We start from the raw sequence: 26,375 nt of genomic DNA, 5'->3' as shown, positions 1-26,375 counted from the left end.
GAAATGAAGTTTAAATATACATTTGAAAGATAAAACCCTACTAAAGAAATATTAATTAACTTCTATAGTAGGGTGGCCGTCAGGCCATTTTGTTCTGCCATTTATTAATAATTAGAATAGTATTAGAATCACCTGTGTTGACTTGCTTATAACAAAATTTATGGTATAATAATTAACGATGGATAAAAATTTAGAATATTTAAATTGGGAGTGTTTATTAATGAATTTAAAGAAAAACTTTTTAATTATCACAGCAGTATTTCTATTAGTTTTATCAATGCCAGTAATGGCTCAGGAACAAAATGCTCAGGAAACTAAGACTGAAAAAGTTAAAGAAGCTGTAACTGAACAAACTCCAGAAGTGGCAGCATATGTAAATGGTGAAGAAATTTCGATGCAGGAACTTGAGCAGTTTGCTGGAGTTAGAAATATTTTAATGCAGCTATTACAGTCAAATCAGGAATTTGCATCTGTAATTCTGCAGACAGAGGCAGGTAAAAATGTTGTAGATGAATTTAGAAAATTAAAATTGGAACAGTTAATTACAAATGAACTGCTTGTTCAGGAAGCAAAAGACAGAGGTATTGAAGTTAGTGATCAGGAAATGAACAACATTTTTGATCAGCAGGTAAATGCTCTAAAGCAGCAAAATAATTTAAATGATGAGCAGCTGGAAAAAGCAATTCAGCAGCAGGGATTTGAATCCATGCAGCAGTATAAAGATATGTTTTTTGAAAATAATATGAATGGATTTTTAGTTAATAAATTACGCGAAGAAGTAGTAAGTGATGTTAGTGTAAGTGATGACGAAGCTAAGGAATATTATGATAACAATAAGCAAAAATATGAAACTTCTGAGCAGAAAAAAGTAAGCCATATTTTATTTGATGAAAAAGAAAAAGCTGAAGAAGTTTTAGCTAAAATTAATAATGGTGCTGATTTTGCAGAAATGGCCAAAGAATATTCCACCGGTCCTACAGCAGAAAATGGTGGAGATTTAGGATTTATCACTGCTAATGAGCAGGGTCTAGATAAAACTTTCCGTGATGCTGCAATGAAATTAAGTGTTGGAGAAGTTAGCTCTGAACCTGTAAAAACTCAGTTTGGTTATCATTTAATTAAAGTTACTGATTCTAGAGAAGCAGGAACCAGAGATTTCGAAGAAGTTAAATCTCAAATTAAAAGTCAGCTGAGAAGTCAGAAACAAAATCAGGCTTTTCAAGATTTTGTTGAAGGCTTAAGAGAAGATGCAGAAATAGATGTTAAACTGTAAAAAATAGAATTTTAAATATAAATCAAATATAAATATAATTAACTGTAAAAATTCCTGTTTCAGTAAAATGAGCAGGAATTTTTCGCTTTTATTAAGACTTTATATCTGATATTATAGTTATAGATATAATTTTAAAAATTAGATAGGGAGCTGATTTTAATGATAATTGCTGTACCAAAAGAGATTAAAAATAATGAAAATCGAGTAGCTTTAACAGCTGCGGGTACTGAAATCTTGAAAAAAGCCGGACACCAAATTTTAATTGAAAAAAATGCCGGTCAGGGGAGTGGAATCTCTGATCAGGATTATAATAAAGCAGGTGCAGAAATAGTTAATAATAAAAAAGAACTTTTTGACCGGGCAGAAATGATCATTAAAGTCAAGGAACCTTTACAAGAAGAGTATGATTTATTTAAAAAAGATCAGATTCTATTTACCTATCTTCATTTAGCAGCAGATAAGAAACTTACAGAGGCTTTAAAGAAAAAAGGAGTGACTGCAGTTGCTTATGAGACTGTTCAGAGTGAAGATGGTGAACTACCACTTTTAACTCCAATGAGTGAGGTAGCGGGAAGATTATCTGTACAGGCGGCGGCAGCTTTTCTGGAAAAACCAAAAGGTGGAAGTGGAATGCTGCTGGGGGGAGTACCAGGAGTTAAACCAGCTAAAGTAGTTGTAATTGGTGGAGGAATTGTTGGCCGTAATGCAGCGAAAATTGCTCTTGGGATGGGAGCAGATGTAACAATTATGGATATTAAGCAGTCGACAATGCGTTATATAGATGATATTTTTCAGGGACAGATAAAAACTATTATGTCAAATAATGCTCATGTGGCTGAAGAGGTCAGTCAGGCAGATGTAGTAATCGGTGCAGTTTTGATCCCGGGAGCTAAAGCCCCTAATTTGGTTACAGAAAAAATGATAAAAACTATGACAGATGGTTCTGTTGTTGTTGATGTAGCAATTGATCAGGGGGGATGTATAGAAGGAACTTATCCAACTACTCACGATAACCCAGTATTTACTAAATATGGTGTAATTCATTATTCAGTAGCCAATATGCCGGGAGCAGTTGCTAGGACTTCAACCTTTGCTCTGACCAATGCAACACTTTCCTATATTAAAAAATTAGCTGCTCATGGATATAAAGAAGCTATGCTTAATGATTATTCTCTAGCTAAAGGTTTAAATATTTATCAGGGAGAAATATTCTGTCAGGCAGTAGCAGAAAGCTTTGGGCAGGAATATAGGAGTATAGATAATTTATTAAAATCCTGGCAGTAGAAAGTATAATAATTTGATTAGTATTTATATAGATAAGTTAAAGCAGTTGATGGAGGTAAAATGATGGAACAATATTTAAAAAGACCAGCCTGGATTGAAATTGATCTTAGTGCTTTAGAGCATAATTATAAATTTATTCGCAGTAAAATCAACTCAGAGACTAAGATTGCGGCAGTAGTTAAGGCGAATGCCTATGGTCATGGTGCAGCAAAGGTAGCTAAAAAATTATCTCAGCTGGGAGCGGAATATTTCTGTGTTGGTAGCCCGGATGAAGGTATTGAATTAAGAGAGGCAGGAATTAAAAAGCCAATTTTAGTTCTGGCTGAGGTACTGGAATCTCAGTACCAGGATATTATTAAGGGAGATTTAATTCAGACTGCTGCCAGTATAAATACTTTAAAAGCTTTAAATCAGGCTGGCATTAAAGCAAATAAAATAATTAAAGTTCATTTAAAATTTGATACAGGTATGGGAAGAATTGGATTCTTTCCAGAGGATTTGCTTGAGATTTATCAGTTAGCAGAAAAATTAAAAAATATTAAAGTTGAGGGTGTTTTTAGCCATTTTGCCAGGGCAGATGAAAAAAACAAGGAATTTTCTTTTCAACAGCTAAAAAGATTTAAATCAGCTTTAAATAAAATTAAAGCCGCTGGTTTTAAATTACCTCAGCTACATATAGCTAACAGTGCAGCTGTAATAGATCTAGCTAAAACTTCGCTGGATTTAGTTAGACCGGGAATTATGCTCTATGGTCTACTTCCATCCAATCAATTAAAAAATGAAGCCTATTTAAAGCCACTTTTATCATTTAAAACAAGAATTGTTCAGCTTAGAACTCTGCCTGCAGGTTCAGCCGTCAGTTATGGTTCTACCTATACAACTGAAAAAGATGAGAGGATAGCAGTTTTACCAATTGGTTATAAGGATGGTTATCCAAGACTTTTATCAAATCAGGGAGAGGTTTTAATTAACGGAAAGAGAGCTCCAATTAGAGGTAGAGTTTGTATGGGACAGACTATTGTCAGTGTTGAGCAGATAGAAAATGTTGAAGTTGGAGATGAAGTTGTCTTAATTGGAAAACAGAGTAAGGAAGAGATAAGTGCTACAGAGATAGCTGATTTAGTAGGGACTATCAATTATGAAATAATATGTAATTTAAGTGAAAGACTAAAAAGGATATATTTGTAATTAAATTGGATTTTTGCATTTGAGATTGATAAACTTTTAATAAGTTCTCAAATTTTTGCTTAGAATTTAATAATAATTTTTTAAATTATGAGGAGGCAAATATGATAAAAGATAAAGAAAGAGTTAACAAAAAGGTAACTGGAATCCTGGAAAAAGGCTATGAGGCTCATTATATGTTGAGAAGAGTGCTGCAAAATGACACCCTGTTTTTGGAAAATAAAGATATTATAGATGTAATCTTTATTCAAAGAAAAAGTATGGATTCTCCTGATTTAAAACCAGAGACAATTAGTCCAGCCAAGCTTTTAATAGCAACTAATTATGGTATTTTGTTTATGGAGGAAGGATTTAAAGAAATAAATGATAATTATCTTGGTTATAAATTAAAGAGAATTTATTATGATAAAATTGATAGTGTGGAGTTAGATATCTGCATGTTAAATGGAAATTTTAGAGTAATAACTGGAGGTAAGGAAAATTTTGTTGTAGAATTTAATACAGCAAGTTATTATAAGCAGTTTGAAGAATTTATGAAAATAATTCATGATAATATTACAGAAAATAAATGATTAACATTTTTTTAAGATTTGTAAAAAACAAAATGACTGTACTGTAAAAAGTATTTATAATAGTTTATTTTAGAGCAGCAGAATTAAAAAATCTAAAATTAAATAAAAAAATATTCTTTTTCAGTGCAGTTATTTTTATAAATTATTATTTTAACTTGAATTTAGAAATCTGCTGTAATATAATAGGCATAATAATTAAATAGCCAATTTTATAAAAGCTGAGAAAGACATTAGTAGATTAATTAACTGAAATTAGAGAGCTGATGGCTGCTGCAAATCAGTCAGTTAATTTTTCGAATCCAGTCTGGAGCTGTGAAGCTGAAAATATAATGATTAAGCTGAACCGGTTGGGCCCGTTAAAACTATTTAAGCGGCAGTTTTTCTGTCATTAGGGTGGCACCACGAGCAATCTCGTCCCTTTTTTAGGGAGAGATTTTTTTGTTTTTAAGATGATTTTTTAATTTTTTTTAAAAATCAGATCTATATCAATTTTGATTAAAAATAAATTTTAAGGGGGAATAAAAAATGTTAGATATGAGATTTATTAGAGAAAATCCAGAAGTTGTTGAAAAGGCTATGGAGAAGAGAAATATGGAATCACCGGTAGCAAAATTTCAGAAACTTGATGATAATAGGCGTGATCTTTTATACGAAGCGGAACAGTTAAAGCATAAGCGGAACGTTAATTCTGATAAAATTGGTGAGTTAAAAAGAAATGGTGAAGATGCATCTGATTTAATTTCTGAGATGCAGGAGGTTTCTGCTAGAATTAAAGAACTGGACCAGCAGGTGGCTGAAGTAGAAACAGAATTAAATGAACTGCTTTTATCAATTCCCAATATTCCACATCCAAGCGTACCTGTTGGAACAGATGAGGAGGACAATGAGGAGATAAGAAAATGGGGAGAACCCAGAAATTTTGATTTTGAATATAAAGCTCATTGGGATCTTGGTGAAGAGTTAGATATCTTAGATTTTGAAAGAGGAGGAAAGGTAACAGGTACTCGCTTTACCTTTCTTAAAGGGGCAGGTGCCAGACTGGAGAGAGCTTTAATTAACTTTATGCTTAATCTGCATACAGATGAACACGGTTATAAAGAGGTTTTCCCTCCATTTATTGCTAATGCTGACAGTATGACCGGGACTGGTCAGCTGCCTAAATTTAAAAAGGATATGTTTAAATTAGAAGGGCATGACTATTATTTAATTCCAACTGCTGAGGTACCAGTTACAAATATGTACAGAGACGAAATTTTAGATGTAGAACAGCTGCCTGAATATTTAACAGCTTACAGTGCCTGTTTTAGAGCTGAAGCTGGGGCACATGGTCGAGACACAAGAGGTATTATTCGTCAGCATCAGTTTAATAAAGTCGAAATGGTTAAGTTTGTTAAGCCAGAAGACTCTTATGATGAATTGGAAAAAATAACTGCTGATGCAGAGGACGTGCTGCAGAAATTAGAACTTCCCTATAGAGTAGTAAGTTTATGTACAGGAGATTTAACTTTCTCATCTGCAAAAACTTATGATTTAGAGGTCTGGATGCCGGCTTATGAAACCTACAGAGAGATCTCTTCCTGTTCCAATTTTGAAGATTTTCAGGCCAGACGGGCCGGAATTCGTTATCGTCCTGAGCCAGAAGCCAGTACAGAATTTGTTCATACTTTAAATGGTTCTGGTCTGGCAATTGGGAGAACAGTAGCTGCTATTCTGGAAAATTATCAAAATGAAGATGGGACAGTCACGGTACCAGAAGTTTTAAGACCATTTATGGGAACAGATACAATTAGATAATATTTTAACTTAAAAAGATAATATTGTAATTAAAAGGGCCCTTTTTAGGGCTCTTTCTGTTTTTTAAATAAAATTTTAAATTTTTTTCTAAAAAAAGAAGGAATATGGCTTTGAGTATAGAATAATATAAAACGAGATATAAATAAAACAGTGTTTTACTATTAGAAACACTGTCTTAAAATACCGGCTGAGAGATTCGAATAGGATGCTGAGCTGTTTCTGGAAAGTTTTAAAATTAAAAGGAGGCTTATTTAATGAGTAAAGTTGAAGATTTAAAGAGAATTGAAGAGACTGGGATTGTGGCTGTTGTTAGAGCTGAAAATGCGGAAAAAGCATTAAAAATTACTGAAGCTGTAAAAGCTGGTGGTATTGATGCAATTGAAATTACAATGACTGTTCCTGGAGCTGTAGATGTAATTAAGCAGTTAACTGATGAGTACAGCAGAGATGAAATTTTAATTGGTGCTGGATCAGTTTTAGATGCTGAAACTGCTCGTGCCTGTATTTTAGCTGGTGCAGAGTATATAGTTTCTCCATCACTTGATGAAGAAACTATTGCGATGTGTAACCGCTATCAAAAAGCTGTTATGCCTGGTGCAATGAGTGTAACTGAAGTAGTTAAAGCTATGAAATTTGGTGCAGATATTGTTAAGATATTCCCTGCTACTTTATTTGGTCCTAAGATTATTAAGGCTGTTAAAGGTCCTCTACCACAGGCACCTCTAATGCCTACTGGTGGAGTTAGTTTAGATAATGTTAAAGATTGGATTAAAGCTGGTAGTTTAGCAGTTGGTGTTGGTAGTTCTCTAAGTAAAGGTGCTAAGACAGGAGACTATGAGCAGGTAACAGAAACAGCTAAAGAGTTTATTAGATTGATTAAGGAAGCCAGAGCAGAAATGAATTAAATTTTTATTTCAGAATAATTTTTAAGAATAACTAAAATTCATCTCTCAGCTAACTCAGCTTACCTTCCCGATCAGCACCTCCTGTGCTGCGGTCAGCTCAAGACATCGTGTCTTTCGAGCTGAGTTAGCGGAGATATTCATTAAGTTATTCTAGTAAAAATTCTAATTCATAAAAATTTAATATCATTTCTTCTAGTTAAGAAGGGTGGGTTGGTTGCCCTCATATCTCTGAGAAGTTTAGCCAGCTGAAAGATCAATTTTACTGGCAGATGTAGATTCTATTTTGAATTGTTCATTTTGACACTGTTAAGTTTTTAATATAGGATTATCATTTATTTAAATCAAATTTAATTCAAAAATTATCAGGAGGTTTTTATATTATGTCTAAGAAAGTTGTTACTTTTGGAGAAATTATGTTACGTTTGACCCCACCGGATCATGAGCGTTTTATTCAGGCAGATTCTTTTAATGTTATTTATGGTGGAGGCGAGGCAAATACTGCTGTATCTTTAGCTAATTATGGTCTGGATGCTCGTTTTGTAACTAAGTTACCTGACAATCCAATTGGTCAGGCAGCTTTAAACGAAGTTCGCCGCTTTGGTGTTGATACAGATTATATAGCTCGTGGTGGAGACCGTTTAGGAATTTATTACTGTGAGAATGGCGCAAGTCAGAGACCATCTAATGTAGTTTACGATAGAGCTCATTCTGCAATTGCTGAAGCAGAAAGTGGAGATTTTGACTGGGAAGAAATCTTTGCTGATGTAGATTGGTTCCATTATACAGGAATTACTCCTGCTCTAAGTGAAAAAATGTCAGATGTTACTTTAGAAGCTGTTAAGGCTGCTAAAAAGCACGGGGTAAAGGTAAGCTGTGACTTAAACTACCGGGCTAAGCTCTGGAGTAGAGAAAGAGCAGGTCAGGTAATGGAAGGTTTAATGGAATATACTGATGTTGTAATTGCTAACGAAGAAGATGCTGAAATGGTATTTGACATTAAGAGTGGCTCTGATATTACTGGTGGTGACCTAAATGTTGAAGGTTATAAGGATGTTGCTAAACAGTTAATCGATCGTTTTGACTTAGAATTAGTAGGAAGTCACTTAAGAATCAGCCACAGTGCTTCTAATAATGGCTGGTTAGTTATTCTCTTTGATGGAGAAAACTTTGTTCAGTCAACCAAATATGAAATCACTATTATTGACCGTGTGGGTGGAGGAGATTCTTTTGCCGGTGGTTTAATTTATTCTCTAGTAACTGGTAAAGAACTTCAGGAAGCTGCTGAGTTTGGTGCTGCCGCATCTGCTTTAAAACAGTCAATCCCTGGTGACTTTAACCATGTGAGTGTTAAAGAGGTAGAAACTCTAGCTGGAGGAAATGCTTCCGGTAGAGTTAAAAGATAAATAGTTAATAATTCTATTCCTTAAAGAAGGCTGCAGCTTCAGGCTGTGGCCTTTTTTTCAATTTTAGCATTAAATACAAATTTTTATTTTTTTAGGAGGAATTTCAAATGATTGATCTTGTTACTATTGGAGAGACAATGGCGGCTATGGCACCAGGTGAAGTAGGATCTTTAAAGTATTTAAATAATTTTTCTAAATATATAGCAGGAGCAGAATCCAATGTTGCAATTGGGGTCAGAAGACTTGGGTTCAATTCTGGCTGGATTAGTAAACTGGGTAAGGACCCTCTTGGAGATTATGTAGAATTTTTTGTGCGGGGTGAGGGAGTAGATGTCTCTCAGGTTAAAAGGGATAAAGATCACAGAACCGGATTATTGATCAAAGAGATGCATACAACCAAGGAACCAAAAGTTTTTTATTATCGTGATAATTCTGCTGCCAGTCATCTCAGCAAAGAAGATATAGATGAAAATTATATAAAAAATGCCAGACATCTTCATTTAACAGGGATTACCCCCGCTTTAAGCTCAAGTGCTCGAGAGGCATTTTTTGAGGCTTTAAAAGTGGCCAGGGAAAATAATTTAAAAATTTCTTTTGATCCTAATTTAAGACTTAAACTCTGGGATTCAATTGAAGAAATGAGAGAGGTCATGTTAAAGATTATTCCTCAGGTTAATGTTTTGCTCCCGGGAGTTGAAGAAGGAGAAATATTACTTGGACTTTCTGATCCAGAAGAGATTATTAAGGGCTTTTATGAAATGATGGACCCCGGTTCTCTGATAGTATTAAAAATTGGAGCAGAAGGAGCATTATATTATCAGGGGGATAAGATCGAGCATGTTGAACCGTACTGTGTTGATAATATTGTGGATTTAATTGGAGCTGGAGATGCTTTTGCAGCCGGTCTAATCAGCGGTCTCTTAAGAGAATTACCAATTAAAGAAGCTGTGGAACTTGCTAATTTAGTTGGAGCTCTCTGTATTACTGTTAAGGGTGACATAGAGGGGCTGCCCACCTGGGAACAGGTTGAGGTATATCAGGGTAAAAAAGATGAAATCCATCGTTAAAAAATAATACTTCCAGGTAGATAGTCTGTTTTACTGCTTTGGAGTGTCTACTCTGGAAGTATAATCTGATTTTGATAAAATAGATTTTTATTAATCAGTTTGTTTATCATAATAAAATTGTTTATTTTAAAAGATTTATGATTATAATTGATCTATTTTTTCAATTATTTGAGAAAAGACAAGAGGTTTGCTAAATATATATCCCTGTATATAATCACAGTTAGCAGTTTTTAACTTAGCTAACTGTTTTTCTGTTTCTACACCTTCAGCTACAACTGGTAATTCCATACTGTGGAACAAACTAATTAAACTATCAATAGTGTTAATATTATCATATTCTAAGAATTCTTCAATTAATATCTTATCTAATTTGACTTTTGAAAAAGAGATATAGGTTAAATAATTTAAAGAAGAATATCCGGTTCCAAAATCATCTAAAGCAAGTTTAATTCCCAGATCAGTAAGTTGATTCAAATAATTAATAGCCTTTTGTTCCTGATGAATTAGGAGACTTTCTGTAATTTCAATTTCTAAATTCTCAAAATTTACCTTATTTGCTCTCATATTTTCCTCAATAAAATTAATATAATCCAGATCATTTAACTGCTGCACAGAAAAGTTAATAGAGATTTTTAAAGATTTATTTTTTTTCTTGTTCAAAACAGCTAAATCTTTAATTGCTCTCTTTGTAACCCACCTTGATATTTCAATAATTAATCCACTTTCTTCTGCCACAGGAATGAATTCTGCAGGAGATATAGAATAATTTTTTAATCTAATTAGAGCCTCTAAAGTTTCCACATTTCCGGTTTTAGTGTTAACTTGAGGTTGATATTTCAATTTAAAGCCATTATTTTTAAGTGCCAGACGAAGAATTTTTCTGATATCCTGTTTATTCTTTATTTTATTAAACATATCAGGCTGGTAAAACAGATAATCCTGATTGTAGCTTTCTTTGGCCTGATACATTGCAGTGTCTGCCATTGTAATTAATTCGTAACTATCGCTAGAATCTTTTGGAAAACAGCTTATTCCTAAACTAAAATCAAGATAAAATTCACTTTCTTCAATTAAAAATGGCCTGGCTACCAAAGCTTCTAATTTATAGATATATTCCTTTATTTCATAACTCGAATTAATCCCTTCTAAAAGAAGCAAAAATTCATCTCCACCATATCTAGCGGCAAAGACATTATCAGAAAAAGAATTAAGCAATAGCTGACTGAATTTTTTTAATAGGTTATCCCCATATATGTGGCCAAAGGTGTCATTGATTTCTTTAAAGTTATCAAAATCAAGTAAAATAATGGAACCTTCAATTTTATTAGCTAAGACTGAATCTAATTTTTCCCTAAAATTTCTTCTATTGGCCAGTTGGGTTAAGGGGTCATGATATGCCTGGTATTCTAAATTTTCATTTAAAGCAGTAATTTCCTGATTATAGGCTTCTAATTGCTGATAAGCTGCTGAAATTTCTTCTGTCATATAATTAAAATTTTGAGCTAATTTGCCAATTTCATCCTCTCTGTTACTATTAATTTGGACTTCAAAATCTCCTTTTGCTACCTTTATAATATTATTAATTAACTGATGAAGTGGTTTAAGTAAATATTTTTTATTAATTAAATATACAGTTAGAATTAAAATAAATAATATTATTAAACTTATTTTAAAAATAAGTGATTTTAATTTATCTCTGACTAAAAAAGCTTCTTCTGTGTTAATTTGAGAAAAAATAATACTATTTAAACGATCCAGAGAGACAAAAGATGCTAAAATTTGTTCATCATCCCTTTTATAGTTCAAAGAACCAATCTGTTCATTATATACCTGATCATAATCCAATAATTTATTGATATTATATTTGTTTTTAACAAGTTCGAAATTGGGATGGGCTATAATTTCTCCACTTTGATTGGCTATATATGTATAACCTGTTTGACCCATTTTTTTACTGGCAATTGTACTGCTTAATTGATCAAGTAAAATATCCCCCGCCAAAACTCCCAAGAGCTCTCCCTGTTCATTTTTAATTGGTAAAGCGACTGTAATCATAAGATACCTATCATTTGCGTCTAAATAAGAGTCGGTCCAGATTAACCTGTCTTTTTTAACAGCCTTTTTATACCAAACTCTCTCTCCGGGATTATAATCTGAACTTAAATATACACCAGGATGAATAATCATTTTACCACTGGTGTCTGCAAAATAAATATATTTAAAAACTGAATATTCTTCTTTAACCTGTTCTAACAATTCCCGAATTTCCTGATCGTTATCTAAATGGTGACCAATAAAAGAAGCTGTTAAATTAATAATATTTTCAGTGTCATCTAAAAAGTCATTAACATTAGTTTTTAAAGACTTTGCATTTTCTAAATTAACTTCTTTAACTTGATCACTTATTTCTTCAGAAGTAAGTTCATTAATAGACCAACTTAAGATTGAAATAAAAATAATTAAAATTAAAATTATAAGCCAGTTAACCTTAACTATTAAGCTTTTATACCATTTAACCTGATTGTTATCCATATAACAACGCCTTTCTCAATAAATATATTAAAGTTAAAATATGAGAAAAATTCCTCTTACAATCCAAAATATATTTATTTATCAATTTAATTATATTATAGATTTGCAGAATATTCCAGTATTAAATTACAGTATAAAAAATATTAAAATAAAAAGGGAAATAACTATTGATGAAGAATATTATTTAATAAGAAATTGTTATTTAGAATACAAATTGCCATACTTTTCTTTTTATTTATCTTAAGATAATTTAATAATTTATTCCAAATGCAGCGACTATATAGTCAGGGTGTTTGATTACTGACTATTTTTGCTGTTTACAGATTTAAAATTTATTAATAAAATAAAGGAGATATGCCAGCTACAGTTAATTATAATAGTAATGATTATTAATTACAGTAAAAGAGGTGACATTGATGCCTAATTGGGAGAAAGAAATAAAGAATATTGATTTACTTTCTCAGGGAGACCATGCAGTTTTATTTTATGAAAAAAACAGTGATTGTTTAAATTCTGTACGAGACTTTGTAATTAATTCTTTAAAAGAAAATCAAAAATGCTATTATATTGATCAGGAAGAAAATCAGGAGCTTCTGTTAGCAGAATTAAAAAATACAGATCTGGATCTGGAGAAATATCTAGAAACCGGGCAATTTCTCTGTTTAAAAAAAGAAGAAATTTATGGAGTTCCTTCAAATTTTAACGCTCAGAAAATGTTAAATTTACTTGAAGAAAGCGTTATTCTAGCTGAAAATGAAGGCTATAGTGGTTTAAGTATTACGGGAGAATTAACGGGAGTAGTTGACTTTAGTGGGGGCAAGGAAGAAATAATAAAATATGAGTGGCAGCTTAACGATCGAATTTTTAAAAAATATCCTGTAACTGCACTTTGTAGATATAATATTAATCAGTTTGATAATCAAATAATCAAGGCGGCAGTTGAACTCCATGACTACATTGTCTGGAGAGGAGAATTACATGAAAATCCTTATTATATTGATCCCGAAGGTTATCGCCAGAATAAAATAGAAGAATATGAAATAAAAAGCTGGCTCAAAAATATTAGTGAATATCAAAAAAAAGAAAGTCTTTATAGAAAGGCTATTAATCAGAGTCAAAAAAGATATTTAAGACTTTTTAATAATTCACCGGTAGGAATTATCAAAACTACTTCTCGGGGGAAAGTGCTGCATATAAATCAGAGAATGGCAAAAATAGCTGGCTATGATAGTGTTTATGAAGTGATCAAAAAATACGATAATCTTGGTACTGAATTTTATGTTAACTTTGAGCGGAGAAATGATTTTTTAACTGAATTGAGAAATAACGATGAAGTTGAGAATTTTGAATTTAAAGCTAAAAAGAAGAATGGTGAACATATCTGGCTTAATATGAATGCCAAAATTATTAAAAGAAATAATGACGGCAGCTTTATCATAGAGGGTTTTGTTTTTGATATTAGTGAAAAAAAAGAGTATGAAAAAGAAATTAAGCGAAGAAAGGAAGAATTATCTGCTTCAAACCAGCAGTTGCAGGCCTATAATGAGGAAATTATGTCAATGAATGAAGAACTTGAGGATTCTTTTAAAGAGCTGGCAGATTTAAATAATAGATTTGAAAAAATGATTAGTTTAGTTTCGGATATAGAAAATTTAAGTACAATAAGTGAAGAAGAATTTCTGAGTAAAATTTTAAAACAGGCTGTTACAATAATTCCGGAGGCTGCTGCAGGCAGTGTTTATACTTTTGGACAGGAAAATGTTCAATTTGTAGATTGTATTGGGTATGATCTTGGCAATTTAAAACAGAATGAGATTAAAAATGAAGCTTTTTATAATTACAATTCAGCTATAGAAACTATGACAGCCGCCGAAATTAAAGCGAGAAATAAACAATATATGCAGCCGGAAGATTTTGAAAGTTTAAAGGCGGAAAGTTTGGATAAGATTAAAGAAATAATGTATTTTGATTTAGAACTAAATGGAGAAAAAAAGGCCGGTGTCACTCTGGATATCAAAGCTGACAGCACAAATACATTTACTATTAATTCGAAAAAAATATTTAGAGCTTTTTATAATATAGCATCTTCTTTTTATAAATTAAAAGAATATAACCTGCTTCAGAACAATTTTACCCGGGAGATTATTTCGTCTACTATTAAAATGCTAGAAATGTATGATTTATATACCCGGGGGCATTCGGAAAATGTAGCAGAGCTGGCAGTACAAATAGCGGAAGAAATGGGGTTATCACAAAACATTGTTGATAATATATACTGGACCGGTCTTGTTCATGATATTGGTAAAATGTTAATTCCTTTGGAAGTATTAAACAAAGAGGGAAAACTTAGCAAAAGCGAATATGAGCTTATTAAAGAACATCCGGTTCTTGGCAGTAATGCACTAAAAAGCTCAAGTTCATTAAAACAGTTAGCTGATTATGTACGCTATCATCATGAACGCTGGGATGGAAGAGGCTATCCGGATGGACTTAAAGGTGATCAGATTCCAATTGAATCTCAGGTTATCTGTGCAGCGGATGCCTGGGATGCAATGCGTTCTAAAAGAACTTATCGAGAACCCCTTACTTTTAATCATGCTCTGGCAGAAATCAAAGATAATAAAGGTTTACAATTTGCGCCGGATGTAGCAGAAGCTTTGATAAATGTTTTAGAAATTTAATATCTAAATATTAAATAATCGATGATCTTTAGGAGTGTTTTTATGAAAAAAGAAGAATTACATAAAATTATTAATGAAAATTTTACTCCCGCCTATTATGTTGATCAGGAACGAAAAATAAAAAATTGGAATCAAGAAGCTTTAAAATTAAGTGGATATAAATTTGATCATGTTAAAGATAAATTTTGTTATGATAATATTTTGCAGCATATTAATTCTGAAGGGGTTAATCTATGTCAAAATGGATGCCCTCTACACAAAACATTAGAAGATGGTAAAGTAAGAGAAGCCCAGGTTTTTCTGCATCATAAAAAGGGACATAGGATGCCGGTAAAGGTTAGAACTGTGCCTGTAAAGAATAATGGTGGTGTTATAGGGGCTGTAGAATATTTTATTGATAATAAAACAGAGCCAAATTTTGATACAGAGATAACTGAACTAAAAAATAAAAACTTTATTGATCATTTAACCGGAGCAAGTAATAGACATCACCTTGAATATGTTTTAAAAAAAATTATCTCAGAAAAAGTATTTGAGGAGCAAAATATAGCTTTTTGTTTTTTTGATATAGATAATTTTAAGCTGATTAATGATAATTATGGTCATTTAGTTGGGGATCAGGCGCTTAAGATGACAGTTAAAACTATTAAAGCTAATTTACGTCCTGCTGATAAAATATTTCGCTGGGGTGGAGACGAATTTGCCTTATTACTTTTTAATATTGATAGCAAGAGAGATCTTAAAAAAATTATAAAAAGATTATTAATTTTTATTAATAAATCATATTTTATGATTGAGGATAAAACTAAAGTTTCGATTACAACATCCTGGGGAGCTTCTTTAATTAAAGAAACTGATGAATATAAAAAATTATTAAAACGAGTAGATTCATTAATGTATAGAAGCAAAAATAATGGTAAGAATAAAGTTAGTTTAGGTTAATTAAAAATGATTTCAAATTTTGAAATAGTAGTATAAGCATGATGATTTTGAAAGTTACGGCTATTACATTATTATAAAATATTAATTTTAGACTTAAATTGACTTCTTTTATATGTTATAATTATATTTCAGAAATATTTATTGAAATTCCAAGGAGGTTTTTATTTTGAGTAAATCCGACATGACGGTAATCAAGCGGGATGAGAGAGAAGTAGCTTACAGTCGGGATAAGATAACTAAGGCGATTTACCGGGCAATGGTCGAATCTGGTGAAGATGCGACTGAAGATGATGCAGAACAGGTTGCCTTAGATGTAGAAACAGAACTTATTACAGAGTTTTATAATCAGGATCAGATACCAAAAGTGGAAGAAATTCAGGATTTAGTGGAAGAAAAATTAATGAAGGCTGCCTATGTAACAACAGCCAAAGCTTATATTTTATACAGAAATAAAAGACAGCAGTCAAGATTATCCAGAAAACAGGAGAAAGAAAATCCGCTCTTAACAAATGAATTTTTAAGTAAGTATAAACACCAGCCCAATCCTTTTCCAACTGAGCTGGGAGAATTTATTTATTATAGAACATATTCACGCTGGTTAGAAGAGGAGCAGCGTCGTGAGTACTGGTGGGAAACTGTAAAAAGAGCTGTGGAATATAACTGTTCCTTAGCTCAGACAACAAAAAAAGAAGCAGAAAAACTTTATGATAATGTTTATAACTTAAGAAACTTTCTGGCAGGTCGTACACTCTGGACAGCTTCTACAGAGTCCTCTAAGAAATATGGAATGTCAAACTACAACTGTTCTTTTACAGTTATTGACAGTTTTAAAGCCTATCAGGATTTGTTTTATCTTTTAATGATTGGTTCAGGTGTTGGCTTCCGCGTGCTTCCGCGTGATGTGGAGAAGTTGCCTAAAATTAGAACGGATATTGAAGTTATTCATAAATATTATGAGCCTGTAGATAAAGAAGAAAGAAGAGAATATACAGATTTTGATTTTGATGAAGATGATGTAGTAACAATTAATGTTGGTGACTCAAAAGAAGGCTGGATTCAGTCACTGGAATATTATTTTAAGTTCCTGGTTGACCATGCCTATCGTCCGCTAAAAAGAATTATTTTTAATTATGATTCTGTGCGTCCAAAGGGAGAAAAGCTTAAGACTTTTGGTGGTACAGCTTCTGGACATCAGAGTTTAAAGCGGATGTTTACTAAGATTGATAAATTATTAAAAGAAAAGCCGGACCGTGATTTAGATGATATTAATCGGGTTAAACTAAAGCCAATTGATGCTATGGATTTAGCCAATATTGTAGCGGAAAATGTGGTTTCAGGTGGAGTTAGACGCTCATCTCAGATCTGTCTCTTTAGTGCTGATGATAAAGAAATTGCTCAGGCTAAAAGTAATTTATATGTCAAAGAAGATGATGAGTGGGTAATTAATAAGGAAATTTCTCACCGCCAGATGAGCAACAATAGTATTTTCTACGAAGGTAAGCCTTCTAAAGAACAATTAAAGTGGCATGTTAAGCAGATGCGCTTTAGTGGTGAACCTGGCTTTATCAATGCTGTGGAAGGAAGTCGCCGCCGTGAAAACTTCAAAGGAGTTAACCCCTGTGCAGAAATTCTGCTTGATTCCAGAGGGGTCTGCAATTTAACTTCTTTAAATGTGATGGCCTTTGTTGATGAGGAAGGTAATCTGGATAAAAAATCAATGTTTGAATCTCAGAAACTTTCTGCCAGAGCTGGTTACAGAATGGCTCTAATCGAGTTTGAATTACCGGAGTGGGATCAGATCAACAAACGGGATCGATTGATTGGAACTTCTCTGACTGGTTGGCAGGACATGAAAAATGCTGCTGATTTAAATGAAGCTCAGGAAGCTCAGCTGCTGGAAGAACTGCGTGAGATTGCACATCAGGCTGCAAGAGAAATTGCCAAAGAGGTGGGAGATAATGAACCTAAACTGATTACAACTGTTAAACCTGAGGGAACTCAGACTCAGATGCCTACAGTTTCCAGTGGTCTTCATTATTCACACAGTGCCCATTATGTTCGCCGGGTAAGAATTTCTGCTTCTGATCCGCTGGCCCGGGTCTGTGAAGAATTGGACTATCCTATTCATCCAGAAGTGGGTCAGGATCCAGATGATCCAGAAACTTTAGTGGTAGAATTCCCTGTTAAAGCTCCTGAAGGACAGGTTAAAGGAGATGTGAATGCAATTGATCAGCTGGAAACTTATAAGATGTTTATGGAAAATTATGTTGATCATAATGCTTCAATTACTGTTCATGTTCGTGATGATGAATGGGAAGATGTAGAAGAATGGCTCTGGGAAAACTGGAACAGCGTAGTTGGTATTTCCTTTATTTCCTACAATGATAACTTCTATGATCTGATGCCTTATGAAGAAATTACAGAGGAAGAATACAATCAGCGGGTGGAAGAGATGGAGCGCTTTAATCCTTCCTTAGTATCTAAGTACGAAACAGAGTATTTAGAAAGAGAACTCGATGAATCTTCCTGTGAAGGAGGAGCCTGTCCGGTAAGATAAAGTACAGGTGCCGTGTAAAACTTGATTTATGAATAAAAATGTCGAAAAACATTTTTATTAGATAATATAATTTAATTCTAAGCCTACCTTAACTGGTAGGCTTTTTCTATAGTTATCAATCTTACAGACTTTTTTTAGTAAATTTAATATAATAATGGTATAATAACCTAAAAGAAGATAAAAGCAGATTAAGTATTAGTTCCAGAATAAAAAGAGGAAATACAGAATTTATAAATAAGTTTATATATAATAGCAATTATGGATTTAAAAATAATAATCTATACCAGATATAGGGTGATAAGTAGATGCTGAAAAAAATAATAATTCTGCTCTTTATTTTTGTGTTTTTAAGTAGCAGCTGTATATTAGCTTCAGATATAAGTTTAGAAAATATACAGAAATTAATTGCAGAAAATAATAATAAGCAGGCCTTAGAAATTTTGACAGAGAATAATCTGAATAATAATCCTGATCTTCTCTATTACAAAGCTCTTCTGTTGAGCTGGGAAAAAGAATATGTAGAATCCGAAAAAATTTTGCTGCAATTAATTGATGATTATCCGGAAAGGCTTGAATTTTATAATCATTTAGCCCGGATATATGGCTGGCAGCGGAAATTTGAAAAGGCCAAAAAAATTATTGCAAGAGCCCAGCAAAGGGAATATTCTTCAACCAGAATGGCTCTTTTAGCCAGACATGCAGAATGGCAGGGTAACTGGTTTGAAGCACAAAAATTGATTAAAATCGCTCTAACTAAAGCAGAATCAAATGAATTAAAAAATGAATATCAAAGCCGATTAAAGATAATTAATCAGAAAATCAGGACAGAATTATTTATAAAAGGTAAATTTATTTATTCTCCAGCTGCCAGGGACGATATAAGTTTGCGACTTGGTTTAGAAAAGCCATTAAATGATGGTATTAATTCTGAAATTTCTGCTGGTGTAAATCATTTTAAAGATGAGTTTAATTTGCTTTTAGGCGCAGAAATTGAATTAGCTCCTCCTTTGCTTTTTAATAAAACAAATTTTAGTTCTACTTTTAACTTCTATCAGGGGGATAGTAAGGATAAAATTGAATTAAATAACAGTCTTAATTACTTCTTTAATTCCAAAAATAGAGCCGGCATCAGCTTTGAGATAGTAAAAGATGATGCTAGTTATCAAAACCTTGAATTAGAATATGAATATAGATTTAAAAAAATAATAATGGTATTAAAAAATTCGTCAAGGCATTATTCCACTGGCTGGATTTCTGATTTTTCCCAGCATTTAGATTTTTATTATCCGCGTGATAATTATCTTTTAAATTTTAGAATAAGTCATTATCAGGATGGAGAAAATTTATTTAGAGTCGGTTTTGAATTTTCTAATCTATTTTCTGAGCATAAATATTCTTTCGAAAATCTTAATCTCTGGTTTAATAATCAGCAGACTGGTAATTTAGATTTTAGATTAAATTTAAGATAAAAAGAAAATGTTTAAAGGTGGGGTTATAATGGGAGATGAGAGAGATTATAAGATTTTGATTGCTGAAGATGATGAGTCAATTTCACGATTAATATCTTATAAGTTTAAAAATCAAAATTTGGAAAGTGAAGTAGTTACTGATGGTGATCAGGTGCTGCCGGAAATAGAAAAGGGTGTCTATGATGCTTTAATCTTAGATCTCATGCTGCCGGTTTTAGATGGGATGAGTATTTTAAATAAAATTAGGGAGAATAATATTGAAATACCAGTTTTAATATTATCGGCCAGGAGCCAGGAAAAAGATATACTCAAAGCACTTAAAAGCGGAGCTGATGAGTACTTAACCAAACCTTTTAGACCGGATGAATTAATTATTAGATTAAAAATGCTGCTGGATGGAGTTGATTAATTTTGCGCACTATTTTATATTATGCTGCTTCGATCATAATGTTTTTAATAGTCCTGGTGATATTAATTATTATAGTTTATCATTTAAAAAACAGGAGAAAAGAAAAAAAATATCAAAATCAAAAGAAAAAGTGGGAGCATTATTTATTTAAATATCTGGCAGAAGAAATAAATGTTGAAGAAGCAGCTTTAAAATTAAACAGTAATTATTTTTATTTATATGATTTTATAAAACCTTATTTAAAAAACTTAAAGGGCGATGATTTTGAAAAAATAAAGCAACTTGTAAAAGAAAATGGAATGAATAAATTTTTTTTAGAAAAGCTGGAGCAGGGGAGAAAAGAAGAAAAAATAAAAGCAGCTGTTTTTCTGGGTAAAGTTGAAGAAAAAAAGGCACTGCCATTACTGGAAATTTATCTTGATTCAGATAATAAAGATTTACAGACAGTCAGTATCTGGGCGATTGCTGACATTGGTGAACAGCGTCTTTTCTTTAAGATTTTAAAAATCGTTTTGAAGGAAAGCAGATTTACGTTTGAAATTTTAACGGAAATATTAATTAGATTTGGTAGAGATATCTGTGGAGAAATAGAGGTTTTTTTAAAAGAAAATTTTTATCAAGAAAATAAATTAGAAGTTATTCTCGGGGTACCAGAATATCAAGCTCTTTCTCTGTTTTTTGACATATTTGGCTATTATAGATATCATTCAGGAGTTCAATTAATGGAGCCAGTTTTAATGCCGGAATATAATAATGAAGTATTAATTCATATATTTAAATCACTGGTAAAGATGGAATATCCAGTTGATAAAGATTTAAGTGTTTTTTTAAGTCATGATGACTGGGTTGTAAGAAGTCAGACCGCTCGTTATATTGGTGTGATAAACGCTGACGGGTATTTAGAAGAACTGCAGGTTTTAATTAACGATTCAAACTGGTGGGTTCGCTATTATTCTGCCTGGGCTATTTTAAAAACTGGGAATATAGATGTTTTAAAAGATATCATTAAGAGTGAAAAAAAGGGGAAAGAAATGAGCGAATATGTTTTAGCTCAAAATAATATTTAAAAACGTAGGTGAAGGTAGTGGAGAACTTCTATTATTTTTTATTAGTATTTGACTATTTTGCAGTTTTATACTTCTTTTTAGTTAATGGGACATATATTTTTTTAAATGTGAAGGCCTTTTTTTCAATTAAAAATTACTGGACTTCCAGAGAGATAATTGATATTGAAAATTTATTTCAGAGTGAGTTCTATAAACCGGTGTCAATTATAATTCCGGCCTACAATGAGGAATTAACAATTGTCGATAATATTATTTCTATTTTATCACTGCAGTATCCGGAACTGGAAGTGATTGTTGTTAATGATGGATCAAAAGATAATACAATTGAAGAATTAAAAGATTATTTCAGTCTAGTTGAATCAAGCAGAACTTACAGAGATGATCTAGCAACTCAGCCGGTAAAGAAAGTTTATGACTCTCTTGATTATCCAAATCTAGTAGTTATTGATAAAGAAAATGGAGGTAAAGCTGATTCGCTCAATGCAGGCATAAATATTGCTCAATTTCCCCTGGTCTGTAATATAGATGCAGATTCTCTGATAGATGATCAGGCATTACAAAAAATTGTAGAACCTTTTTATCGTGACTGGCGGGTTATAGCTGCAGGAGGAACGATCAGGGTTGCTAATGAGTGTGGAATTAAAGGGGGTCAGGTAAAAGAAGTCAGGTTATCTAAAAAACCAATTGTCAGGTTTCAAGTTTTAGAATATTTAAGAGCTTTTTTATTTGGACGAGTAGGTTGGGCTTCTCTTAACAGTTTATTGATTATTTCGGGTGCTTTTGGAGTTTTCAAACGTAAATATTTACTTAAAGTAGGTGGCTACAGCACCAGGACAGTTGGCGAAGATATGGAACTCGTTTTAAAACTAAATAAAGAGATGCAGAAAAGTGATCGAGATTATCGAGTGCTGTTTTTTCCGGACCCTGTCTGCTGGACTCAGGTTCCAGAAGAGATTAAAATTCTTTCCAGCCAGAGAAGGCGCTGGCAGAGAGGCCTGGGACAGAGTCTGTTGATGAATAAAGAAATATTTTTTAATAAAAATTATGGATTATTGGGTCTCTTTACCTATCCATTTTACTTTTTTGTAGAACTTTTAGGGCCTGTTATTGAAATTTTGGGTTATATAAGCATTATTTTAACAGTAGTTATCAGGGGTAGAATCAATGAGGTAGTTATCCTCTTTTTTATAACAGCTATTTTAATGGGGGTACTCTTATCTATTCTCTCACTGTTTTTTGAAGAGATGACTTTTCATAAATACACAAAATTGAAAGATAAATTAAGCTTAGTTCTCTATGCTTTTTTAGAAAATTTTGGCTACCGCCAGCTGCATACTTTCTGGAGATTGAGAGGTTTATTTGATCTATTTTCTAAAAAAGAAAGCTGGGGAAGTCAAAAAAGAAAAAAATTTAATGATTAGTAATTAGATATTTAAACTTTGCTGAGGTGGTAAAAATAAACATTTTAGTTGTTGATGATGACCGGGATATTAAATTGTTATTAGAGAGTTATTTAAAAAAATTAGAAGTTGATAGGATTCATTTTACAGAAACTGCGGCCGAAACCTATGAATTCCTGAATTTAAAGGATAAAAATAATGAAGCTAAAATTGATTTAATTATTCTGGACATCATTTTAGAGGATGAAGATGGGATTGCAATTTGTAAAAAAATAAAAAGTTCAGAAACTTATCAAGAAATTCCTGTAATAATGGTAACTGCCCAAAAAGCTTCAAAATTTTTAAAGAGGGCTTTTGAGGCTGGTGCCTTTGACTTTATAAAAAAACCAATAAATAAGATTGAGTTTATGGCCAGAATTAATTCTGCCATAAAATTAAGAAAAGAAATGAAAAAGAGAATAAAAAGGGAAGAAGAGCTGCTTAAAATATCAGCTAAATTGAAAGCAGTAAATAAAAAATTAGAAAAAATAGCTCTTCAGGATGGATTAACAGGTCTGGCAAATCGAAGGCTATTTGATAAAACTTTAAAGGATGAACTAAATCGAGCTAAAAGAAATAAAAATAGTTTAGCTTTAATTATGGCAGATATAGATAATTTTAAGGTTTATAATGATACTTATGGTCATCAGCAGGGAGATGAGTGTTAAAAAAAAGTTGCTTCAGTTTTAGCTAAAAATGCCAAAAGAGCTTCGGATTTTGCCGCCCGCTATGGTGGAGAAGAATTTGCTGTTATTCTGGCTGATACAGATAAAGATGGGGCAGTAAAAGTTGCTGAAAATATCAGAGAAGATATTAGAGAATTAGAAATTGAACATCGAAATTCGAATACCGATAAATATGTTACTTTAAGTCTGGGAGTAAGCTGTATTAAAGTAAAAAGGGAAATAACGGAAGAAATGGTTAATTCCTTTATAGAAAAGGCTGATCAGGCATTGTATCAGGCTAAAGAAAAAGGAAAAAATAGAGTAGTTTATCTTGACTTTGAATAAATTTAAGGAGTTTTAAAATGAAGAAAAATAAAGTATATATTGATCAGGACCTTGGGACTTTAATCCCTCAATATTTAGATAATAGAGAAGAAGATATTAGAAGATTAAAGACTTTAATAGAAGCAGAAAATTATGAAAAAATAAGAATAATTGGACACAGTCTTAAGGGGTCTGGTGGTGGCTATGGTTTTGATTATTTAACTGAATTAGGGAGTCAGATAGAAAAAAATGCAGAACTAAAAAACAGAGAAGATATTGAGCTAATTATTAATAAATTAGAGAATTATCTGGATAATTTAGAGATTATTTATCAGGAAGATTAGGGGGGATATAGTGGTAGAGCTTAATTTTGAGCAGGGATATCAAATATTATTTAATAATACTCAGGATGCACTTTTTATAATGGAAGTGGATGAAAATCAGGATCTTCGATTTTTGAAATTAAATCCAGCTCATGAGAATTTAACAGGTTTAAAAACCGAAGATGTTGCCGGTAAAACACCAGTAGAAGCAGTTGGCCCGGAGATTGGAGAAATTGTAGAGTCACATTATCGGGAATGTCTGGAGAAAAAAGAAACCATAAGTTATGAAGAAGTTTTAGATCTACCCTCTGGCAAAAAAACCTGGGCTACCCAATTGAGTCCTGTTATAAACGAAGGAAAAGTTACTCATATTGTTGGTAGTGCCAGAAATATAACTGAAAGAAAGAAGTTAGAAATGGAAAATAGAGAGCTAAGTCAGTGCTATAAGCTGGCTACAGAGGCTGCTGGAATAGGTGTCTGGAAATTAGATTTAAAAGACAATTTTTTGCTCTGGGATCAGCAGATGAATAAGATTTATGAATTAACTTCTGAAGAAAATAAAACTTTCCAGGCCTGGGTTAAACATCTTCACCCCGAAGATAAAGAAAGAGTAGTCGCTAAATTTAATCGCGCCCTGGATAAGGAGAATATTTTTGAAGATGAGTTTAGAATCAAAACAGATTCCGGTAAGATAAAACATATCAAAGCTTTTGGTAAATCAATTTATGACAGTGGTAAGAAAGTTATTGGGGTAAATTATGATATTACTGAAAAAGTTAAGGCCTTAAAAGGTTTGGAAGAATATTCGAAGGAACTTAAAATAAAAAATATTGAATTAGAGCAGGCGAGAGATAAAGCCTGGGAAGCTTCCAGAGCTAAATCTGAATTTCTGGCTACAATGAGTCATGAAATAAGGACTCCGATGAATTCTATTATTGGAATGGCAGAATTGCTTTTAGAAACTGATTTGAGTAAACAGCAGCAAAAATATGTTGATATTTTTCAGAAGGCAGGGGAAAGTCTTTTAAATTTAATAAATGATATTCTTAATCTATCAAAAATTGAGGCGGGAAAGATAGAATTAGAAAAGAAGAAATTTAATCTGATTGAAACTGTGGAAAGTATTGCAGAGATGATAGCGGTTAGAGCTTATAAAAAAGGGCTTGAGATGCCTTTAAGAATTTCTTCTGAGGTTCCTCAATGTGTGATAGGCGATCCAGAAAGGCTGAGACAGATATTAATTAACCTGCTGGGTAATGCGGTGAAATTTACTGAGCAAGGAGAAATCTTTTTAGATTTAAGAATAGAATCTAATTTTAAATCTGAAAGTAAAAAGATGATTACTTTCATGGTAAAAGATACCGGCATTGGTATTGAAGAAGAAAAGCAGGAAACAATATTCAATCATTTTACTCAGGCAGATTCGTCCAGTACCCGAAAATATGGGGGAACTGGTTTAGGTCTGACTATTTCTAAACAGTTAGTAGAACTTATGGGAGGTAAAATCTGGGTAAAAAGTCAACCAGGTCTGGGCAGTACTTTTTATTTTTCAATACCATTTAAGGTAGCTGAAAAAACCACAGTTAAATTTGAGAAAAAGAAAAATATTAATTTTGATAGCATAAGTATTTTGGCTGTAGATGATAATCCAACTAATTTATTTATACTGGAAGAAATGCTCTCTGACAAGGGAGCAATAGTTGAGACTGCAGGTAGTGGAGAGGAAGCTCTATCTGCTCTGAAAAAAAGTATTAGCAGTAATAATCCTTTTAAGATAATTTTGATGGATAATTTTATGCCTCAAAAAACTGGATTAGAAACTGCCCGTGAGATTAAAGAAAAATATGAATTAAATAACATTAAAATAGTTATTACTTCATCTGATTTTGAAAATAAATATATTGAGGCTCAAAAAGAATATATTGATGATTATATTATGAAACCAATCAGAAAAAAGGAGCTTTTTTCTTTATTAAACAGGTTAACTGATGAAATTGGGAAAAGCAGGAATAAAGCAAGTAAAAAGAATAAAAAATTAGATCAAGGGGCCCTAGAGTTAGATAAAAAAACAACTGCAGCCTCTGATTTAGGGGATAAAGAAAAGAAATTACTAATAGTAGAAGATAATGCAGATAATAGAATGTTAATTAGGGCTTATTTAAGTAAATCAGATTATAAGGTTGAAATGGCGGTAAATGGGCTTGAAGGTGTAGAAAAAATTGAAAAAAATAATTATGATCTTGTGCTGATGGACATTCAGATGCCTAAATTGGATGGCTACCAGGCAATTAGAAGAATTAGAGAACTGGAAAAAGCAGATAAAATTAACAGAAATAAAATAATTGCGCTAACGGCTTATGCACTGGATTCTGATAAAGAAAAAGCTCTTCAGGCTGGTTTTGACGGTCATTTAACTAAACCAATAAAAAAGGAAAAACTTTATAAAATGATAAATGAATATCTTGATTGAATAATGGAGGGTTA

General features: G+C 32.3%; 18 protein-coding genes, 1 pseudogene and 1 other annotated feature. Of the genes and pseudogenes, 18 read left to right on the top strand and 1 reads right to left on the bottom strand.

Translation table 11 applies throughout. The features are described 5' to 3' along the window. The first annotated feature begins 220 nt into the window (after positions 1–220). The 8 genes from DFR80_RS11855 to DFR80_RS11820 all read left to right on the top strand — a co-directional run bounded on the left by DFR80_RS11855 (position 221) and on the right by DFR80_RS11820 (position 9,483). Positions 221–1,273 (top strand): peptidyl-prolyl cis-trans isomerase, encoded by a 1,053-nt coding sequence (locus DFR80_RS11855; RefSeq protein ID WP_114490103.1) that lies wholly within the window; start codon positions 221–223, stop codon positions 1,271–1,273. A gap of 159 nt (positions 1,274–1,432) precedes the next feature. Then, the gene (gene ald / locus DFR80_RS11850) at positions 1,433–2,557 is read left to right on the top strand and encodes an alanine dehydrogenase (RefSeq protein WP_114490102.1); all 1,125 of its coding nucleotides are present in this window, start codon (positions 1,433–1,435) and stop codon (positions 2,555–2,557) included. 63 nt (positions 2,558–2,620) lie between these two features. Then, positions 2,621–3,745, top strand: a complete 1,125-nt coding sequence (gene alr, locus DFR80_RS11845; RefSeq protein ID WP_114490100.1) for an alanine racemase — start codon at positions 2,621–2,623, stop codon at positions 3,743–3,745. 101 nt (positions 3,746–3,846) lie between these two features. Further along, entirely contained in the window at positions 3,847–4,314 is a 468-nt protein-coding gene (locus tag DFR80_RS11840; protein WP_076545639.1) for a hypothetical protein, read from the top strand. Between the two features lie 211 nt (positions 4,315–4,525). Next, positions 4,526–4,736 (top strand) — a binding site (T-box leader). 103 nt (positions 4,737–4,839) lie between these two features. Beyond that, a complete protein-coding gene (gene serS / locus DFR80_RS11835; protein WP_076545638.1) occupies positions 4,840–6,108 on the top strand; it encodes a serine--tRNA ligase in 1,269 nt (422 codons plus the stop codon). 254 nt (positions 6,109–6,362) lie between these two features. Next, positions 6,363–7,013, top strand: coding sequence for a bifunctional 2-keto-4-hydroxyglutarate aldolase/2-keto-3-deoxy-6-phosphogluconate aldolase (locus DFR80_RS11830; protein WP_076545637.1), 651 nt, complete (start codon positions 6,363–6,365; stop codon positions 7,011–7,013). Between the two features lie 380 nt (positions 7,014–7,393). Continuing rightward, positions 7,394–8,416 carry a sugar kinase gene (locus DFR80_RS11825; protein ID WP_114490099.1) on the top strand — a complete coding sequence of 341 codons (1,023 nt, stop codon included), beginning with the start codon at positions 7,394–7,396 and terminating at the stop codon, positions 8,414–8,416. A 107-nt stretch (positions 8,417–8,523) separates the two neighbouring features. Beyond that, positions 8,524–9,483 (top strand): sugar kinase, encoded by a 960-nt coding sequence (locus tag DFR80_RS11820; RefSeq protein ID WP_076545635.1) that lies wholly within the window; start codon positions 8,524–8,526, stop codon positions 9,481–9,483. A 141-nt stretch (positions 9,484–9,624) separates the two neighbouring features. Here the strand turns inward: DFR80_RS11820 and DFR80_RS11815 are convergent, their stop codons facing one another. Further along, entirely contained in the window at positions 9,625–12,015 is a 2,391-nt protein-coding gene (locus tag DFR80_RS11815; RefSeq protein WP_114490097.1) for an EAL domain-containing protein, read from the bottom strand. Positions 12,016–12,431: 416 nt separating this feature from the next. Here DFR80_RS11815 and DFR80_RS11810 point away from each other — a divergent pair, with 416 nt between their 5' ends. The 10 genes and pseudogenes from DFR80_RS11810 to DFR80_RS11765 all read left to right on the top strand — a co-directional run bounded on the left by DFR80_RS11810 (position 12,432) and on the right by DFR80_RS11765 (position 26,361). Continuing rightward, positions 12,432–14,696 (top strand): HD domain-containing phosphohydrolase, encoded by a 2,265-nt coding sequence (locus tag DFR80_RS11810; RefSeq protein ID WP_114490096.1) that lies wholly within the window; start codon positions 12,432–12,434, stop codon positions 14,694–14,696. Positions 14,697–14,738: 42 nt separating this feature from the next. Next, a complete protein-coding gene (locus DFR80_RS11805; protein ID WP_158537717.1) occupies positions 14,739–15,638 on the top strand; it encodes a sensor domain-containing diguanylate cyclase in 900 nt (299 codons plus the stop codon). A 166-nt stretch (positions 15,639–15,804) separates the two neighbouring features. Continuing rightward, positions 15,805–18,195, top strand: a complete 2,391-nt coding sequence (gene nrdJ, locus DFR80_RS11800; RefSeq protein WP_084566194.1) for a ribonucleoside-triphosphate reductase, adenosylcobalamin-dependent — start codon at positions 15,805–15,807, stop codon at positions 18,193–18,195. 305 nt (positions 18,196–18,500) lie between these two features. Then, the gene (locus DFR80_RS11795) at positions 18,501–19,664 is read left to right on the top strand and encodes a lipopolysaccharide assembly protein LapB (RefSeq protein ID WP_114490092.1); all 1,164 of its coding nucleotides are present in this window, start codon (positions 18,501–18,503) and stop codon (positions 19,662–19,664) included. Between the two features lie 28 nt (positions 19,665–19,692). After that, positions 19,693–20,073: a response regulator transcription factor gene (locus DFR80_RS11790; RefSeq protein ID WP_158537716.1), complete on the top strand. Its 381-nt coding sequence runs from the start codon at positions 19,693–19,695 to the stop codon at positions 20,071–20,073. 2 nt (positions 20,074–20,075) lie between these two features. Beyond that, entirely contained in the window at positions 20,076–21,140 is a 1,065-nt protein-coding gene (locus DFR80_RS11785; protein ID WP_114490088.1) for a HEAT repeat domain-containing protein, read from the top strand. 107 nt (positions 21,141–21,247) lie between these two features. After that, entirely contained in the window at positions 21,248–22,561 is a 1,314-nt protein-coding gene (locus DFR80_RS11780; RefSeq protein WP_199505817.1) for a glycosyltransferase family 2 protein, read from the top strand. A 26-nt stretch (positions 22,562–22,587) separates the two neighbouring features. Continuing rightward, positions 22,588–23,589: pseudogene (locus DFR80_RS11775) on the top strand (diguanylate cyclase). Between the two features lie 17 nt (positions 23,590–23,606). Continuing rightward, positions 23,607–23,912: an Hpt domain-containing protein gene (locus DFR80_RS11770; RefSeq protein ID WP_114490084.1), complete on the top strand. Its 306-nt coding sequence runs from the start codon at positions 23,607–23,609 to the stop codon at positions 23,910–23,912. A 10-nt stretch (positions 23,913–23,922) separates the two neighbouring features. Beyond that, on the top strand, positions 23,923–26,361 hold the full coding sequence (locus tag DFR80_RS11765) for a response regulator (RefSeq protein WP_114490083.1): 2,439 nt from the start codon (positions 23,923–23,925) through the stop codon (positions 26,359–26,361). Positions 26,362–26,375 lie beyond the last annotated feature (14 nt).

This window comes from Halanaerobium sp. ST460_2HS_T2 (assembly GCF_003337665.1).
Lineage (GTDB): Bacteria > Bacillota > Halanaerobiia > Halanaerobiales > Halanaerobiaceae > Halanaerobium > Halanaerobium kushneri.
This window is presented reverse-complemented; position numbering and strand designations above follow the sequence as displayed.

Excerpts from the sequence above, each read along its gene's own strand:
- DFR80_RS11855 (WP_114490103.1), top strand. The coding sequence starts at position 221 with ATGAATTTAAAGAAAAACTTTTTAATTATCACAGCAGTATTTCTATTA.
- ald (WP_114490102.1), top strand. The coding sequence starts at position 1,433 with ATGATAATTGCTGTACCAAAAGAGATTAAAAATAATGAAAATCGAGTA.
- alr (WP_114490100.1), top strand. The coding sequence starts at position 2,621 with ATGGAACAATATTTAAAAAGACCAGCCTGGATTGAAATTGATCTTAGT.
- DFR80_RS11840 (WP_076545639.1), top strand. The coding sequence starts at position 3,847 with ATGATAAAAGATAAAGAAAGAGTTAACAAAAAGGTAACTGGAATCCTG.
- serS (WP_076545638.1), top strand. The coding sequence starts at position 4,840 with ATGTTAGATATGAGATTTATTAGAGAAAATCCAGAAGTTGTTGAAAAG.
- DFR80_RS11830 (WP_076545637.1), top strand. The coding sequence starts at position 6,363 with ATGAGTAAAGTTGAAGATTTAAAGAGAATTGAAGAGACTGGGATTGTG.
- DFR80_RS11825 (WP_114490099.1), top strand. The coding sequence starts at position 7,394 with ATGTCTAAGAAAGTTGTTACTTTTGGAGAAATTATGTTACGTTTGACC.
- DFR80_RS11820 (WP_076545635.1), top strand. The coding sequence starts at position 8,524 with ATGATTGATCTTGTTACTATTGGAGAGACAATGGCGGCTATGGCACCA.
- DFR80_RS11815 (WP_114490097.1), bottom strand. The coding sequence starts at position 12,015 with ATGGATAACAATCAGGTTAAATGGTATAAAAGCTTAATAGTTAAGGTT.
- DFR80_RS11810 (WP_114490096.1), top strand. The coding sequence starts at position 12,432 with ATGCCTAATTGGGAGAAAGAAATAAAGAATATTGATTTACTTTCTCAG.
- DFR80_RS11805 (WP_158537717.1), top strand. The coding sequence starts at position 14,739 with ATGAAAAAAGAAGAATTACATAAAATTATTAATGAAAATTTTACTCCC.
- DFR80_RS11795 (WP_114490092.1), top strand. The coding sequence starts at position 18,501 with ATGCTGAAAAAAATAATAATTCTGCTCTTTATTTTTGTGTTTTTAAGT.
- DFR80_RS11790 (WP_158537716.1), top strand. The coding sequence starts at position 19,693 with ATGGGAGATGAGAGAGATTATAAGATTTTGATTGCTGAAGATGATGAG.
- DFR80_RS11770 (WP_114490084.1), top strand. The coding sequence starts at position 23,607 with ATGAAGAAAAATAAAGTATATATTGATCAGGACCTTGGGACTTTAATC.